15 protein-coding genes and 1 pseudogene are annotated in these 16,712 nt (G+C 44.5%); 8 read left to right on the plus strand and 8 right to left on the minus strand.

Annotation, left to right across the window (positions count from 1 at the left end):
- Positions 1-5 precede the first annotated feature (5 nt).
- The 6 genes and pseudogenes from BO225_RS09175 to yaaA form a co-directional block, all read right to left on the minus strand.
- Positions 6-1,697, minus strand: coding sequence for a bifunctional homocysteine S-methyltransferase/methylenetetrahydrofolate reductase (locus tag BO225_RS09175; protein ID WP_076341935.1), 1,692 nt, complete (start codon positions 1,695-1,697; stop codon positions 6-8).
- Positions 1,690-4,017 (minus strand): homocysteine S-methyltransferase family protein, encoded by a 2,328-nt coding sequence (locus BO225_RS09180; protein ID WP_076341936.1) that lies wholly within the window; start codon positions 4,015-4,017, stop codon positions 1,690-1,692. Before BO225_RS09180 ends, BO225_RS09175 begins: the two co-directional genes overlap by 8 nt.
- Positions 4,001-4,645: a hypothetical protein gene (locus tag BO225_RS09185; RefSeq protein ID WP_076341937.1), complete on the minus strand. Its 645-nt coding sequence runs from the start codon at positions 4,643-4,645 to the stop codon at positions 4,001-4,003. Before BO225_RS09185 ends, BO225_RS09180 begins: the two co-directional genes overlap by 17 nt.
- 31 nt (positions 4,646-4,676) lie before the next feature.
- The gene (locus BO225_RS12770; RefSeq protein ID WP_233120320.1) at positions 4,677-4,937 is read right to left on the minus strand and encodes a hypothetical protein; all 261 of its coding nucleotides are present in this window, start codon (positions 4,935-4,937) and stop codon (positions 4,677-4,679) included.
- Between the two features lie 4 nt (positions 4,938-4,941).
- Positions 4,942-5,040: pseudogene (locus BO225_RS13100) on the minus strand (hypothetical protein); the annotation flags it as partial.
- 63 nt (positions 5,041-5,103) lie between these two features.
- Complete coding sequence (gene yaaA, locus BO225_RS09195) at positions 5,104-5,814, minus strand: peroxide stress protein YaaA (RefSeq protein ID WP_076341938.1); 711 nt, start codon at positions 5,812-5,814, stop codon at positions 5,104-5,106.
- A gap of 80 nt (positions 5,815-5,894) precedes the next feature.
- Between yaaA and BO225_RS09200 the strand changes: the two genes are divergently transcribed.
- Complete coding sequence (locus BO225_RS09200) at positions 5,895-6,944, plus strand: M42 family metallopeptidase (RefSeq protein ID WP_143356810.1); 1,050 nt, start codon at positions 5,895-5,897, stop codon at positions 6,942-6,944.
- Positions 6,945-6,957: 13 nt separating this feature from the next.
- Here BO225_RS09200 and BO225_RS09205 read toward each other — a convergent pair whose 3' ends face one another.
- A complete protein-coding gene (locus tag BO225_RS09205; protein ID WP_076341939.1) occupies positions 6,958-7,317 on the minus strand; it encodes an ArsR/SmtB family transcription factor in 360 nt (119 codons plus the stop codon).
- A gap of 129 nt (positions 7,318-7,446) precedes the next feature.
- Between BO225_RS09205 and BO225_RS09210 the strand changes: the two genes are divergently transcribed.
- The 7 genes from BO225_RS09210 (at position 7,447) to BO225_RS09240 (ending at position 15,415) form a co-directional block, all read left to right on the plus strand.
- Complete coding sequence (locus BO225_RS09210) at positions 7,447-7,665, plus strand: FeoA family protein (RefSeq protein ID WP_076341940.1); 219 nt, start codon at positions 7,447-7,449, stop codon at positions 7,663-7,665.
- Complete coding sequence (feoB, locus tag BO225_RS09215) at positions 7,662-9,683, plus strand: ferrous iron transport protein B (protein ID WP_076341941.1); 2,022 nt, start codon at positions 7,662-7,664, stop codon at positions 9,681-9,683. The genes BO225_RS09210 and feoB overlap by 4 nt, the downstream gene beginning before the upstream one ends.
- A 101-nt stretch (positions 9,684-9,784) precedes the next feature.
- Positions 9,785-10,000 (plus strand): cation transporter, encoded by a 216-nt coding sequence (locus tag BO225_RS09220; protein ID WP_076341942.1) that lies wholly within the window; start codon positions 9,785-9,787, stop codon positions 9,998-10,000.
- A gap of 3 nt (positions 10,001-10,003) precedes the next feature.
- The gene (locus BO225_RS09225; protein ID WP_076341943.1) at positions 10,004-11,863 is read left to right on the plus strand and encodes a heavy metal translocating P-type ATPase; all 1,860 of its coding nucleotides are present in this window, start codon (positions 10,004-10,006) and stop codon (positions 11,861-11,863) included.
- Between the two features lie 413 nt (positions 11,864-12,276).
- Positions 12,277-14,034, plus strand: coding sequence for a threonine--tRNA ligase (gene thrS, locus BO225_RS09230; protein ID WP_143356811.1), 1,758 nt, complete (start codon positions 12,277-12,279; stop codon positions 14,032-14,034).
- Positions 14,007-14,939: a hypothetical protein gene (locus tag BO225_RS09235; protein ID WP_083632171.1), complete on the plus strand. Its 933-nt coding sequence runs from the start codon at positions 14,007-14,009 to the stop codon at positions 14,937-14,939. Before thrS ends, BO225_RS09235 begins: the two co-directional genes overlap by 28 nt.
- Before the next feature lie 98 nt (positions 14,940-15,037).
- Positions 15,038-15,415 carry a hypothetical protein gene (locus BO225_RS09240; protein WP_076341945.1) on the plus strand — a complete coding sequence of 126 codons (378 nt, stop codon included), beginning with the start codon at positions 15,038-15,040 and terminating at the stop codon, positions 15,413-15,415.
- A 44-nt stretch (positions 15,416-15,459) separates the two neighbouring features.
- Here BO225_RS09240 and ilvA read toward each other — a convergent pair whose 3' ends face one another.
- The gene (gene ilvA / locus BO225_RS09245) at positions 15,460-16,665 is read right to left on the minus strand and encodes a threonine ammonia-lyase (RefSeq protein ID WP_076341946.1); all 1,206 of its coding nucleotides are present in this window, start codon (positions 16,663-16,665) and stop codon (positions 15,460-15,462) included.
- Positions 16,666-16,712: the final 47 nt, after the last annotated feature.

The raw sequence follows: 16,712 nt of genomic DNA on the forward strand, positions 1-16,712 counted from the left end.
ACTTTTTAATTCGTTCCCGTTTTTTTTAGCAAATCTTTCGCTTCCTGGATCAAAGGAAGCATCATTTCGATTCTTTGAAAAGGTGTCATCAAATAAAATCCATCGCAATAGGGGAGCGCTTCCTTCATGATTGCTTTCGAGATCTGGATCGCGATCTGCTCTCCTTCTTTTCGATCTTTGTCTTTATACATTTCTACGATTCGAGCATCGATTCTCATTCCTGAAATCTCGTTGCTCAAAAACAAGGCGTTTTTATACGAAACGATCGGGTAGATTCCCGCTAAGATCACGCCATTCAAATGTTCTTTCGCTTTTTTTAAGTTTTGAAGTCCTTCCCATGAATGGATCGGCTGCGTCAAGAAGCCGATCGCTCCATTCGCCTCTTTTTCTTTCGCTAAAACGAGCTGTTGATCAAAGTTATGAGCATTGATATTCAAGGCGCCAAAAAGAGCCATTGGACTTGACAGTTCGTTCATTTGATGCACGGCTTTCATGAGTTTTCGCGAATTAAAATGATAGACCGCTTTGACTTCTTCGATCGTATCGCTAGGAAGCGGATCCCCTGTCACGAACAACACTTGATGGATCTCTTGCGCCGACAAGCCAAGAAGCAGCGCTTTGATCGCGTTGAGATTTCTATCCCTGCAAGTGATATGAGGAAGAGGATCGATCCCAGTTTCTTTTTTGATCTTGCACGCTAGTAAAGAAGAATCGGCCCGCATGCGGCCAACAGGACAATCGGCTAGCGTGATCAAGTCGACTCCTTCTTTATGAAACGCGTAAACACCTTTCATAAAGGCGTCAAGCTGATCGTTTTTTGGAGGATCCAACTCGATGGCGATCGTATTTCTCCAGTCTTTGCCTGATCGAGGATGATCATTCTGGATAGTTCTTGGATTATGATAGGGAATATAGGAAGGAAGAAGCAGGATGGCTTCTTTCATCGCGGCTATATGTGCTGGGGTCGTACCACAGCAACCGCCAATCATTTCCACGCCCAACAATCGAATCTCTTTCATCATTTGAGCAAAATAGGCGGGAGAACCATTGTAATAGACGTTCCAGCCAAGAACTGTTGGATACCCTGCATTGGGCGATATATAGAGTGGCTTGTCGCATCGAACGAGTGTTTTTAAAAGCTCGAGCATATGTTTCGGGCCGACCCGGCAATTCATGCCGATCGCATCGATCGAGCTTTGCGCCAAAGCATCGTACAAAGACTGGATCGTTTCTCCTTGGTCGCTTATTCCATTTTCGTGGATCGCAAAACTGACGAGAACGAACGCCTCGGGCGCTATTTGATGGATATGATCGCTGATTGCTTCGATCCCGTTTAAAGAAGAGATCGTCTCAAAAAGGAAGGCGTTGATCCCATGCTTTAAAAAGAGATCGACTTGTTTCTTATAGATCGAAAACGCGTCGTCTTCTCGAGGGCATGGTCCAATATTGGCAAAAATGAGCGTCTCTTCATGAGCGGCTTCTTTGGCTTGCTCGATTTCAAATTCGATCTTCTGTTCGATCTCGTTCCATGGAAGCGAAGAGGAGGAACAAGAAAACGTATTCGTTTTGATCGCCATAGCTCCAGCATCGATATAGTCTTTCAAAACTTCCTTGCTCGTTTGGCTTCCTTGATAGGAATGCATCGCTCCATCGAAAAGAAGCGGACCTTGTTTGAGGAGGGTATCGATCTTAGACATTCTCAAACACCTCTTTCGCGATCCGCACTCCATCTTGCGCATCTTTTGAATAATAATCGGCTTGCATCTCATTGGCGTATTGGGGTGTCAAGACCGCTCCCCCGACCATGATCTTAGGCGGACATTCGAGCTGGTGGAGCAGCTGGATCGTTTTCTCCATCGCAGGAAGGGTCGTGGTCATCAGAGCCGATAGACCAACAAGCCGGATCTTGTTCGCTTTTACAGTTTCTACAATCGTTTCCGCAGGCACGTCCCGGCCAAGATCGATGATCGTATATCCATAGTTTTCAAGCACTGTTTTCACGATATTTTTTCCAATATCATGAATATCCCCTTCGACAGTGGCTAGAACGATCGTACCTTTTGAATTTTGTTTCTCGCCCGTCTTGGCAAGGTGCTCTTTGATGCAGCCAAACACTTCTTGGGCGGCCTTGGCTGAAGAGAGAAGCTGCGGCAAATACAGGATCCCCGCTTCATAATCGTTTCCAACACGATCCAAGGAAGGAATGAGTTCTCGTTCCACAACCTCAAGCGGCTTCATCGTTTTTAAACATGCTTCTCCAATAAGGCGAGCTTGTTTTCCCAAGCCTCTATAGACCGCTTCTTGCAGACTAAGTGTTTCCATAGCTTTTTGTGGTTCGGCTTTTAAAGCGTGGAAGCGCTCGATATACTTTTGCGCTTTTAAATCTTCGTTCAATAAAAGCCGGCTCGAAACGATCGTATCCATATAACGATCCACATTGACGTTGATGATTGGCAAATTCAATCCCGCATAGAGAGATTGAGCTAGAAAGGCTTGCGTGATCATTTGTCGTGCAGGAAGACCAAACGAAATATTGGAAACGCCAAGAACACACGAATAGCCTTCTTTTGAAAGTTCTTTGAGCGCATCGAGCGTTTCGATGGCTTGATCAGGCTGGCTTGACACGGTCAAAGTCAGGGGATCGAACCAAAGATCGTTTTTTGAAAGAAGATATTGGCTTGCCTGTTGAGCGATCCTATGCGCAAGCTCCACTCTTTTTTTTGCGGAATTTGGAATGCCCTCTTCATCAAGACAAAGACACACTAGCGAACAGCCATATTTTTGGGCGATCGGCATGACTTCCTGCATTTTCTTTTTTTCCGCGCTCACAGAGTTGAGAGCGCAGATTCCATTGTAAACGCGAGCCCCTGCTTCAAGAGCGTTAGGATTGGAAGAGTCCAGCATTAAAGGAAGATCGATCACGCTTTGAAGCCGTTTGACGAGTTTAGGAAGCATTTTCACTTCATCCACTCCAGGATGACCTACGTTAACATCCAACAAATCCGCGCCTGCTTCTTTTTGTTCTAGGGCGATCGAAACGATATAATCAAGATCTTCTTCGAGAAGCGCTTGTTGAAACCGTTTCTTTCCAGTCGGGTTGAGTCGTTCGCCTATTGGATGGATCCCTTTTGTGCAGAAGGCGTAAAGTGGCGAACAAACCCATCCACCGGAATCAACTTCTTCTCGCGCGATTTGCTGCCCTTTCAATTTGGCGATTTGCTCAATAAAAATAGGTGAGGTCCCACAGCAGCCGCCAATATAGGAAGCGCCAGCTTCTACAAGGGATTCCATATGCTCATAGAATTCAGAAGCGCTCATCGTATACGTTCCACTTGAAGGGTCGGGAAGTCCCGCGTTAGGTTTAGCGATGATCGGAAGAGAAGTCAAGGTCGATAGTTTTTCGACCATCTTGATCATTTGTTTTGGACCAATCGAGCAGTTGAAACCAATCGCGTTGGCTCCCAAAGCTTCCAAAGTTTTTGCCATGCTCTCTAAAGTGCAACTCGTGAATGTCCGTTCATTTTCTTCAAAGGACATTGTGACAAAGACAGGCAAGTCGCTGTGTTCTTTAGCGGCCAAAAGAGCTGCCTTTGTTTCGTAAAGATCGCTCATTGTCTCGATCACGATCAAGTCGGCTTCCTTTCCGGCTAGCACGATTTCTTTAAATTGATCATAGGCTTCTTCGAAGGTAAAGCTGCCCATGGGCTCCATCAGCTGACCTAGCGGACCAATATCCAATGCGATCTTACATGCAGGCGCGCCTTTTCGGGCAAGAACGATCCCGCTTTGAATGCATTCTTTATACGAGTAGGAAGAATTTTGAAACTTTAAAGGACTTGCGCCAAACGTATTCGCGTACACGATTTGCGAGCCAGCTTTGGCGTAGTCTCTAGCGATCGATTCGATTAGATCGGGCTGAGTCATATTGAGGGTTTCTGGAATTTCGGGAATGGCGATCCCAGAGTTCTGGAGGATCGTTCCCGTGGCTCCATCGAGAATTTTAACGATTTGCTTCATGACATGATTTTCCTTTCTTTCTATAGGGACATGTAGTGTTGAGCATGCAATAAGAGCATCCTTTGATCTTTGCGGGCTGTTTTTGAGGGCTGACTCCAAGAAAGGCGCTTACGCTTTTGGTGGGAAAAAGCATTTGGCTTTTTGAAACAAACACGCCTAGTCTTTTCGTTCCTTCTAAAAAGGAGACGATCTGGCTTTGCATCGTAAGAGGCAAGTCGCCATAGCCACACGAGAAGCGGTCGGTCAAATAGAAGGGCGCCAATTGTGCCTTGAGCTGTTGTTCAAAGGCATCTAAACACTCTTCGAGATAAGCGGAACCGCATGCGTCCCATAAAAGGGCTTTTTTTGGATCGAGCAAAGAGTAACGATTGAGTTCTTGTTCAAAGGGGTATCCGAGCGTGCATAGAAGCACGACGAGTTTTTCGCTCGAGCAAAGAAGGTCAAGAGCCATCTTCGATTGGAACGAAAAAGGAGCAAAGGAATTTGGGGATGTTTTGTCTAGGATCCGGTATTCGATTCGAAAAGGACAGACCTCCATAAGTCGGATATAGGTCTGTTCGATTTCTTGGAGCAAGGCGACATCCTTTGGATCGCCGTTTGCGTAACGGATCGCGTCCTGAATATTCATTTTTTTATTATAATAGAAAAAAGCTGACGAATCAGCTTTTTTTCACATTTCGATACGCCTTGACGCGTTTGACTTTCAAGCAATTCTCTTCGTCCGGAAAATGAACAGGATTGATTGGGTTTTCTTTGAATCTTATAAGGATATCTTGAATATCATAGTACAGCTCTTGCACATCCACAGGCCCATACATTCGGATCGGAAGCAAGTAGAGCGGTTTTTTTGTTCTGGCAATAGCGCTCGTTGAACGTTTTGACATCGCGGGCAAGATGAGGACACAGGATGAAAATGTCATAGGCATCGATCTTTTTGGATGCCAACAAAAATGGACAAAATTCTATTGATAACTCGGAGGATAATCCATACGTCTCGATGCCTTTTTTGATATGTTCGGCCATCGTGCTCGAGGAAAATCCGCCTCCACAACAAATCGCGGCTTTGATTATGACGTCTTCCTTTCTTTATCGCGTTTTTTGAAATACGAACTCATCTTCGCTCGAGTGCTCGGGACAAAACCGATAGTCTTGCCGGTCAAATTGTTTGATTTCATCGACCGACTCGATCCAATGCTCTGCCATATAACGGACCATCTCTCCACGCGCCATTTTCGCGTAGACTCCTTTTTCTTTGCCATCCACATCGAGAAAACGAACATCAATCAGCTTCTTATATGGGCGGATCGTTTTCGCGTATTCTTCGCTTGCTAGATTGAGGATGATGTCGTCTTCAAGCGCATCGGCGATCCGCGCACCCCAAAACGCGTATAAAGATCTTGGCTCGAACAAAAGTTTTGTCTGCATCTCTAAGCGATACGCTTCCACTTGATCGAAAGGACGCAAGATCCCATACATTCCTGAAAGGATCCGCAGATGGTTTTGAACATATTGAAGCATGTCATCGTCAAAAACATGAGGAGCCATATATTGAAAAGCGATCCCGGAATATGACAGCAAAGCGCACCCTTGTTCGGGATGCACTGTTTTATAGAGCGCTTCTACTTTTGCAAGAAGCTTGTCGCTGACCTTCATCATTTTTTTGAGCTCCATCGAAGTACAACCCGAAAGCAAAGCGCGCAGCTTCTGGCTTTCCTCGAAAAAAAGCGGTGTCGTATAGGGGAAGGGAAAGTCGTCGGTAAATTTCATTTGTTTCGTAGGCGAGATGATGATTTTCATAAAAATATCGTAACACGTTTTTCAAAAACTGCCTATAATAGAATCGAAATGGTAGAAGAATTGAGGAAGGGAAGATTAAAATGAAAAAATTGCCATATGTTGATGAACAGGAAGTCGTTCATCTTTTTGAAGATCTTGTCAACGTGCCTAGCGTCGTCGCGTATTATCCGCAGATCCATGCTTGGATGGAGAAAACATTGAACGAGTACGGCTACTCAGTATTCTATGACAACAAACGAACCTTGTATGCTAAGCTGGAAGGGAAAGATCATTCCAAAACAGTGTGTTTTGGGGCGCATTTGGATACGATCGGCTTGATCGTGCGTCAAGTCGACCCGAATGGCTGGATCCAAGTTAAAAATCTGGGAGGGGTCAATTTTCATTCCATCGAAGGCGAAAATGTTTATATCCACACGCGCCAAGGAAAAACGTATACAGGAATGGTGATCCATCAATCGCATTCTGTGCATGTGTTCGACGATGCCAAAGACGCTAGCCGCGATGTTTCAACGATGCGGATCCTTCTTGATGAAGAGGTCCATTCGGATCAAGATGTCTATGATCTTGGTATTGAGCATGGTGATCTCGTATCGATCGAACCGCGGTGTATCATCACACGCTCTGGTTATATCAAATCCCGACACATTGATGATAAAGCTTGCGTCGCCTCTTTATTGGAAGCGATGAAATGCTTAAAGGAGAATCAAATCATTCCTGAATACGATACTTTGTTCGCTTTCCCGATCTATGAAGAGATCGGGCATGGTGGAGCTTATGTTCCTAGCGAAGTCGATACCTATATCGCGTTGGATATTGGTTTGATCGGGCCAGATTATCATGGAACGGAAAAAAGTGTTTGTATCGGAGGGGCGGATGCGTACTCGCCATACGATTGGGAGCTGACTACGAGGCTGTATACGTTGGCTAAAACGTATTCGATCCCTGCATGTATTGATATTTATTATCGGTTCGGATCGGATGGAACAGCCGCCATACGTGCTGGACAGAATGTAAAGGCAGCCGTCTTTGGGATGGGGTGCATGAATTCTCATAGCTATGAAAGGACCCACGTATCTTCGCTTGTCGAAGTTTCACGTTTAGTCTTGGCGTATTTGATGAATGAAAAATAGGAAAAGGAGCGGATCAATCGTGATGATCCGCTCCTTCTTTGATATGTTCTAGAGCGACTTTCAATACTGAATGGATGTGTTCGTCATCCAATTCATAGAAAATCGTTTTCCCTTGTCTTCTTGATTTGACTAGTTTGGCTTGCTTTAGAGCCTTGAGCTGATGGGAGACCGCGCTCCGCGACATTTTTGCGACATTCGCAAGATCGCTTGCGCAAAGCTCTCCTTTTTCAAGGGCCATCAAAAGCATCAAACGACTCGGATCGCCCATGATCTTGTAAAAATTCGCTAATTGTTCGATCTGCTCGGCGGCAGGCATATATTGGAGCGCGCTGAAGACTCTTTTTTCATCTTGAACATCGTAAAGAAAATCCATTCAGGTCCCTCCATTTCTTTCATAATTATAGTCGATGCGCTTTTTATTATCAAATGTGGAGTGTTTTCCGTTTTCAATTTTTCAAGAGTTAATTATAATTAACTTTGTAAATTAGAAATGAGGCGAACTATGACTCTAAAAGAAATACCAAAGGGAAAAAGCGTGGTTGTTCGGCAAATCAACACCAACGAACAAACGCGACGGCGGCTTAGGACCCTTGGAATGCTGAGTGGTACCCCCATCGAGGTTGTTCAGCGCAAGCAAAATGGAACACTCGTGATCCGATTAAGAGGAACACGATTTGCGTTAGGAAAAGAATTGAGTGAACAAATCGAGGTAGAGGCATGAAAAAAGAGATCACTGTCGCATTTATAGGAAATCCAAACTGTGGGAAGACAACATTGTTCAACGCTTATACAGGAGCGAATCTAAAAGTCGCGAATTGGCCGGGCGTCACGGTGGAACGAATGGAAGGAGCGATCGAAGATCATGGTCATAAGATCAAGCTTGTCGATCTTCCAGGAACCTATTCCTTAACTTCGTTTACGATGGAAGAAAGCGTATCGCGCGATTTTATCGTCTCGGATGAAGTCGATGTGATCGTCGATGTTGTCGATACTTCGTCGCTTGAACGTTCGCTTTATCTCACATTGCAGCTTCTTGAATTGAATAAACCAGTCGTGATCGCGGCCAATATGATGGATATCGTTGAAAAAAGAGGGATCGATCTCGATCTTCATCGGCTCTCTGAAATTCTTGGAGTACCTTGTGTTCCTGTCGTGGCGCGCAAGAAAAAAGGCTTGAAGGCGCTCATGCATGCTGCCCTCCATCAAGCGGAAGAATCGAACGCCATCAATCATCAGCCTATGGAAATTGAAAGAGATATCGTGCGCGATCACGCGATGATCTATACGAGCGATATCGAAGAAAAGATCGGTCAAGTCGAAGATCAAATCCCTGTTGATGCAAATCGAAATCGGTGGATCGCGATCGGATTGTTGGAAAACGACGAAGTGCTCCAGCAAAAGTATCCGCTTGATTTAAAAAAGATCGCCGGTGAATCGATCTCGGATCGGATCGTCAATGAAAAATACGATTATATCGAACGGATCATGCATGAAGTGCTCCTCGGCAAGGAAAGCAAAGAAGATCTGACAGACAAGATAGACAGTTATTTGACCCATTCTATATTTGGGATTCTGTTTTTCTTTTTGATCATGGCTCTCGTCTTTATGCTGACATTTACGATTGGTGATTATATATCCGGTTATTTAGAGACTTTGATCGAAATGTTCAATGACGCGATCCATAACTTCCTCCTTCAGATCCATGTATCCGATTGGCTCATTTCATTGGTATGCGATGGAATCATTTCTGGAGTGGGAGGAATTATTACGTTTTTGCCAAATATCACGATTCTTTTTATCGCTCTGGCCTTTTTAGAAGATTCTGGATATCTGGCAAGAGTCGCCTATGTGATGAATGGCATCATGGGAAAGCTAGGCTTGTCGGGAAGAGCATTCATTCCTATGGTTTTAGGCTTTGGCTGTACGGTGCCAGCGATCATGGCGAGCCGCACTCTCGAATCGATGAAAGATCGAAGACGAGTCATGCTCATCACGCCATTCATGTCTTGTTCTGCCAAGCTGCCGACCTATATTTTACTTAGCGGCATGTTCTTTCAAGAACATGCGATGTGGATCGCGTATTCGATGTATTTGATTGGCATCCTTGTCGCGCTGGCGGTCGCATTTATAAGCTCCAAGATCGAAAAAGCGAAGGAATATAAGCCGTTGCTCATTGAACTTCCTATCTATAAAATGCCAAGCCTTCATACCGTATATGTTTACGTATGGGAGAAAGTGAAAGACTTTTTGCAAAAAGCAGGAACAACGATCTTTATCGCTTCGATCGTCTTGTGGGTCCTATTGAATTTTGGAATCCATGGCTATTCGAGCGATATATCTTCATCGTTTGCGGCGATGATTGGTAAGACGATCACGCCAGTCTTAGTTCCTGTTGGACTTGGTTTCTGGCAGATCGCGGTGGCCCTTCTTGCTGGGATCTCAGCCAAAGAAGTCGTCGTTTCGTCTCTTGGCGTCTTGTTTGGGATCTCGGATCTGAATTCTGTTTCGGCTGAAGGAGGGATGCAGCAAGCGCTGCTGATGATTGGCTTCAATTCTTTGAACGCCTACTGCATGATGCTTTTTGTATTGCTTTATATTCCTTGCTTTGCCAGTTTGGCCACGATCAAGAAGGAATCAGGTTCTTCTTTATATATGTGGAAAGCGGCAGCTTTCCAGCTCGCGATCGCTTGGCTGATCACATTCATTTTTTATCAAATCGCAAGAATATTCTGGGTGTGAAATTTCACACCCAGAATATTCTTGCTTTTTTTTTGGAGTGATGTATACTAAAAGCGTAAACAGTTGAATGATTGATAAATTGTTCAATCAAGGAGGATATTATGAGAAAAACGTATAAAATGGAAGTCGATTGCGCGACATGCGCCTCGAAGATCGAAGATGCTTTGAACAAGCTTGATGGAGTGAAAGAAGCGCGTGTCAACTTTATGACGCAAAAACTCATTTTAGATATTGAAGGGAAAGATATCGATACGATCTTAGTCGAGGCAAAAAAGATCGCAAAAAAAGTGGACCGAGATACGGAGATCTATGCTTGATTTATGAGTAAAAAACAAAAAAAAGGGCTCTATCGTATTATCGTCACAGCCATCTTGTATGGGATCGCGATCTATAGTTCGCATGCTTTCGCTTTGAATACGTGGCAAACCATGCTTGTATATTTGATTCCTTATCTTTTGATTTCGTATGATGTTTTGATCAAATCGGCTGAGAATATTTTTCATGGCGAAGTATTCGATGAAAATTTCTTGATGTCTTTGGCTTCGATCGGCGCGATCGCTCTCAAGGAGTATCCGGAAGCTGTCGCGGTCATGCTTTTTTATCAAGTCGGCGAGTGGTTTCAATCGTATGCAGTCGATCGTTCTAGAAAGTCGATCGCTTCTTTAATGGATATCCGTCCAGATTACGCAAATATAGAAATTAATGGCAAGATCGAAGAAGTCGATCCGGAAGAAGTCAAAGTAGGGGATGTGATCGTGATCAATCCAGGAGAAAGAGTTCCTCTTGATGGTACGGTGATAAAAGGAACTTCGTTTTTAGACACATCCGCATTGACGGGTGAGTCTGTCCCTCGATCGGCCAAAGAAGGTTCGGAAGTCATTTCTGGATGCATCAACCAAAGCGGGGTCCTTTACGTGAAAGTCAGTAAGCCGTATGTGGATTCGACCGTGGCTAAGATCCTGGATCTTGTCGAGAACGCTTCCAATAAGAAGAGCCGTTCAGAACAATTCATTACGCGATTTGCGCGTATCTATACGCCAGTAGTTGTCTTTCTCGCGCTGGCTTTAGCGATCATTCCTTCCTTGTTCGATGGGCAATGGAATGTCTGGGTCTATCGTTCTCTTTCTTTCCTAGTCACATCGTGTCCATGCGCGCTTGTGATTTCGGTTCCGCTTTCTTTTTTTGGCGGAATTGGTGGCGCGAGCCGCAAAGGGATCTTGGTCAAAGGAAGCAACTACTTGCAGATGCTTTCTGAGGTCAAGACGATCGTGTTTGATAAGACAGGAACGCTCACCAAAGGGAATTTTCAAGTAACGAATGTTCTTCCGGTGGATATGAACAGCGAACAGCTTTTGCAGCTGGCGGCAAGTGTTGAAGCGTATTCTACGCATCCGATCGCTTTATCGATTCAAAAAGCTGCGCAAAAACCAACAAAACCTTTCGATGTGCTAGATGTGCAAGAAGTCGCCGGACATGGTATGAAAGCTAAAGTCGATGGTAAAGAAGTCATGATCGGAAACGAAAAAATGATGCGTTCCATTGGTTTGGAATCTTTGCCTCAAGGAGATGGATTTGGAACTTGTGTTTATGTATGTGTGGAGAAAAAATACGCAGGGATGATCGAAATCGCCGATGAAGTCAAAGAGGATTCGAAAGTCGCGATCGATCTACTTCGTAATTATGGTGTGAAAAAGTTTATCATGCTTACAGGAGATAGTGAAAGTGTCGCCCAAAAAGTCGCCGATCACTTAGGAATCGATGAATATCACGCTTCGCTGTTGCCAGCGCAAAAAGTCGAATATTTGGATCAGATCTTAGATCAAAGAGATCCTAAGGAGAAAGTCGCATTCGTAGGCGACGGGATCAATGATGCGCCTGTATTGACCCAAACGGATGTAGGGATCGCAATGGGCGCTTTAGGAAGCGATGCAGCGATCGAGGCGGCCGATATCGTCTTGATGGAAGATCAGCTTTCCCAGATTGTGACCGCGATGAAGATTTCGAAAAAGACGCTTTCGATCGTCTATCAAAATATAATTTTTGCTTTAGGAATCAAAATTCTCGTTTTGATCTTTGCGGCTTTAGGAATCACGAATATGTGGGTAGCTGTCTTTGCGGATGTAGGGGTGGCGATCTTAGCGATCCTGAATGCGATGCGTGCGATGAAAGTCGACGCCTAATCAAGATACGAAAAAAGCGGATCTTATGGATTCGCTTTTTTTCGAATTATGTATAATGAAGGACAGTTAGTTTATTCTAACTAATAGATTTATATCATACTTTTGATTCCTTTGACAAGCACAATAGTCATAATTGACACATTTTTTATTCTGTTCTATACTCAAAGCAATGATATCGATGAGGATATGATCGTGCGTGATCGAATGTAGAGAGAAGGGCGGCTGGTGAAAGTCCTTCGCAGAACGTACGATTACTCCCTCTGAATCGCCCTTGAAAAAGTGTGCCGTATTCTTGCGTTAAAAGAAATTGAGGTGCATGCGTGAAAAAAGCGCATGAACAAAGGTGGTACCGCGTGCGACAGACGTCCTTTGAAGTCTGTCGCTTTTATTATGGAATCAAGGAGGAGAAAATTATGGAACTTGTCAACGTTTTAGAAGATGAGCATTTAAAAATGCTGAATCATTCGGCAGCTCACATGATGGCCCAAGCGGTCAAGCGTCTATATCCCCAAGCTAAATTTTGGGTTGGGCCTGTCATTGCGGAAGGCTTTTATTACGATATGGATCTAGGTGATGTCAATTTAAAAGATGAAGATCTCGCTAAGATCGAAAAAGAGATGAAAAAGATCGCGAAAGATGGGAAACGGATCATCCGCAAAGAGATCTCGAAAGAAGAAGCGATCGAAATGTTCAAAGACGATCCTTACAAAGAAGATCTGATCAAAGATCTAGAGGACGGTACGATCACGATCTATTCGCAAGGCGAGTTTACGGATCTTTGCCGCGGCCCTCATGTCGATAGCGTCAAAGAATTGAAGAATTTCAAGCTGCTCAAGCATTCAGGTGCCTATTGGAAGGGAGACGCCAACAATAAGATGCTTCAGCGCGTCTATGGAATCGCTTTTGATACGAAAGAAGAATTGGAATCCCACCTGCAAGCTCTAGAAGAAGCGAAGAAACGCGATCATAAGAAATTAGGACGCGAAATGGGATTGTTCACAGTCTCTGAATATGCGCCTGGGATGCCGATCTTCTTGCCAAATGGAATGATCCTTCGAAATCTGTTGGAAAACTACTGGTACGATGTACACACTAAAGATGGCTATTTGTTCATCAAGACGCCGATCATCATGTCTCGAGAGCTTTGGGAGATTTCTGGACATTGGGATCATTATAAAGAAAACATGTATACGACAAAGGTCGATGAGCGTGATTTTGCGATCAAGCCGATGAACTGCCCAGGCGCTCTTCTTGTTTACAACACGGAACTTCGCTCTTATAAAGATCTTCCGCTAAGGATCGCGGAATTAGGGCAAGTCCATCGCCATGAGGCTAGCGGCGCTTTAAATGGATTGTTCCGGGTCCGGACCTTTACGCAAGACGATGCCCACTTATTCGTCCGTCCTGATCAGATCGAATCTGAAGTCAAAAACGTATTGTCTTTGATCGATAAAATGTACGGAGTATTTGGTCTAGAGTATTCGATCGAACTCTCTACACGTCCTGAATCTGGCTATATCGGAACGGAAGAAATTTGGGATGCTTCCGAAAAAGCGCTCGCGAACGCTTGCGTGCATGCTGGAAAAGAGTATGTTGTCAATCCGGGTGATGGAGCGTTCTATGGGCCAAAGCTCGATATCCATATCAAAGATTCGCTTGGAAGAGATTGGCAATGCGGTACGATCCAGCTTGATATGAATTTGCCAGAACGTTTCCATTGCACGTATGTGGATTCGGATGGTTCAAGAAAAACACCACTTATGCTTCATCGTGTCGTTTATGGATCTATTGAACGATTCATCGGTATTTTGATCGAGCATTTTGGCGGTCATTTCCCATTATGGCTTGCCCCACAACAGATCGTCATCATTCCAGTGCATCATGAAAAGCATGTCGATTACGCCAACCAAGTCAAAGACAATCTTGAAAAAGCAGGCTTGCGCGTGAAAGTCGATGATCGAAATGAAAAACTAGGCTATCGTGTCCGTGAAGCGCAAATCAAAAAGATCCCTTATCAAATCGTCGTTGGCGATCGTGATCAAGAAGAGGGAACAGTAACGATCCGTCAAAGCGGTAAAAAAGAAAGCGTGACGATGCCATTAGAAGAAGCGATCGAGCGCTTTAGAAACGAGGTAGAAACAAAATGTCTATTTGGAAAAGAAGCCGAATAAAAACAGTATGCTTCGCTCTTGCCTGCTTATTAGGAATGAGCGCTTGCGCATCCGCTCCTCAAAAAGAGGATTCTGAGCCCTATTCGATGCTTTGTCCTAACGGAGCGCCTGCTCTTGCGACCTTAGGAGCCGCGAATGTAGAGAATACCGTAATTTCTCGTGTGGAGGGAACAGATGCGCTCTTATCGGAACTGGCGAAAAAAGATGGTGAATACGATGTGATCGTAGCACCGATCAATTTGGGCGCTAAAGTGTACAGTCAAGCGGAAGCCTATCAGTTGGCAGCTGTTGTGACGTGGGGAAATCTTTATGTTGTAGGCAGTCAAGATAAGGCTTGGGAAGATCCAAACAACAAGATGGCGCTATTTGGTGAAAACGCGGTGCCTGGTCTTGTGTATAATGATGTACTCGCCGATCAAGTCAAAGCCCAGACGACTTGGTATAATGCGGTTTCGGATGCTCAGCAAGCGCTTTTATCGAATCAAGCGGATCTCGCTCTTCTTGCGCAGCCAGCCGCTGCCGCGACGATTTCGAAAGCCAAAGAAAATGGAAAAGAGCTAAAGGTGATCGCCAATCTGCAGGAAATGTGGAAAGAAAAACGTGGAAACGATACGACAGGGTATCCTCAAGCGGGCATTTTTATCAAGAAAGATGGCAAAAAGAATTTAGACGCTTTGCTTACTGGCATTGAAACTTTTGATGAAAACGCGAACGAGAAATCGATCGTCGAGGCCGTAGAAGCTGCAGGAGCCGAGAATCTTGGCTTGCCTAACGCCCAGATCGCCGCCAAAACATGGGATGCTCAAAACATTCGTTATGTGACTGGACCGAATGCCAAAGAGCAGATCGAACAATTCCTTTCTTTGTTTTCGATCGTGCTTCCTGAAACGTTGATCGCTGAATAAGAATGAACACGATAGTTTGACTATCGTGTTTTTTTAAGCGATTTATTTGAAATACTTAGATAGCATGCTATAATAATCGATGTAGGAAGGTGGACCCAATGGAAGAAAGAAAAATTCTAAGTTATACTCTTGGCAAAGAAGCAGGAGAAAAATCGATCATTCGAATTTATTCAGATGGTCAACAGATCCAATATTTTGGCTTTACAAACGATGGAGAAGCATACGAGAAAACGTTCGCGATCCCTTTGGATGGACTCAAACGCTTTCGAAGGAGCCTACAGCCATGGCTTGTTCGAAATGGGGAAGTGGATCTGGAAAATCCGAATAACTATCATTGGACTTTAAAACTTGATTTGGATGGCGTTAGATCCACCACAATGGGGGAGATCGTTACCGAGGATGATTTTCAAAAGCTCAAAGAGAATCTTCTTTTCCTTCTGGTCGAGCTGGAAAAAGAATACGTGGAGAGAAGCTGAATATAGCTTCTTTTTTTGTTCGCAAAAAAAAACGTGGCTGATGATCAGACACGTTCTTGCACGATCTTGAAACCTTTCGCTTCTAGGTCGTGTTTTATTTTTTCGATATGCTCATGGTTCCTCGTCTCAACAGTCACTTTTAAGAAGCAGGCATTGATATCCATGTCCGGGTCCCCATTATCATAATCGATCGTCACGACATTGCCTCCGTTTTCCGAGATCACCTTGGACACGCCAAGAAGTTGTCCTGGCTTATCTGTCAAAGCGATCGTAAAACTTGTTTTTCGGCCACTGAGCAATAGACCGCGCGTCATGACACGGTCGATGATATTGACATCGATATTACCGCCAGAAAGGACGCAAACGACATTTTTATCTTGGATCGGCAACTTATTAAACATTGTAGCCGCCACCGCGACAGCACCCGCTCCTTCTACGACGAGTTTTTGTTTTTCCATCAAGGTCAAGATCGCGGCCGCGATCTCATCTTCAGAAACGGTAAATATATCATCCACATATTGTTTGACGAGCGCAAATGTATGATCGCCAGGATGCTTGACCGCGATCCCATCCGCAAACGTGTTCACAGAATCGATCGTCAACTGTTCATCTTGAGCGATGGATTCATACATGCTTGCCGCTTTGGTCGCTTGAACGCCATACACTTTGATATCCGGATTCAAGCTTTTGATCGTGAATGCGATTCCTGAAATCAAACCGCCGCCTCCGATCGGAACGACGATCGCGTCGATATCGTCGAGCTGATCCAAGATCTCGAGGGCGATTGTTCCTTGACCGGCGATCACATCTTCATCATCGTAAGGATGAATAAATGTGTATCCATTTTCTTTGCATAAAGCGTCGGCTTTATCGTAAGAATCATCATAAGCGCCTTCAACGAGAACGACATTGGCTCCATAACCTTTGGTCGCTTCGACTTTAGAGATCGGGGCGCTATCTGGCATACAGATCGTACACGGTATATCGGCCCTCTGCGCCGATAAGGCGACCCCTTGCGCGTGGTTTCCTGCCGAGCTCGCGATGATTCCATGCTCTTTTTCTTCTTCAGAGAGCTTGCTGATCTTATAATAAGAGCCGCGGATCTTAAAACTTCCTGTGAGCTGCAGATTCTCTGTTTTTAAGTAAATGCGGTTGTCGCATGGGATATTTTTCGCCTCGATCAAATCTGTTTTTCGAACTACATTTTTTAAAACGGAATTGGCGTTGTATACTTTATCGATCGTTAACATTTCAAAACCTCTTTCCTAATCGCAAATCAGTGGTAAAATTATAGCAC

This window comes from Dubosiella newyorkensis (assembly GCF_001945605.1).
GTDB classification, from domain to species: Bacteria; Bacillota_I; Bacilli_A; order Erysipelotrichales; family Erysipelotrichaceae; genus Dubosiella; species Dubosiella newyorkensis.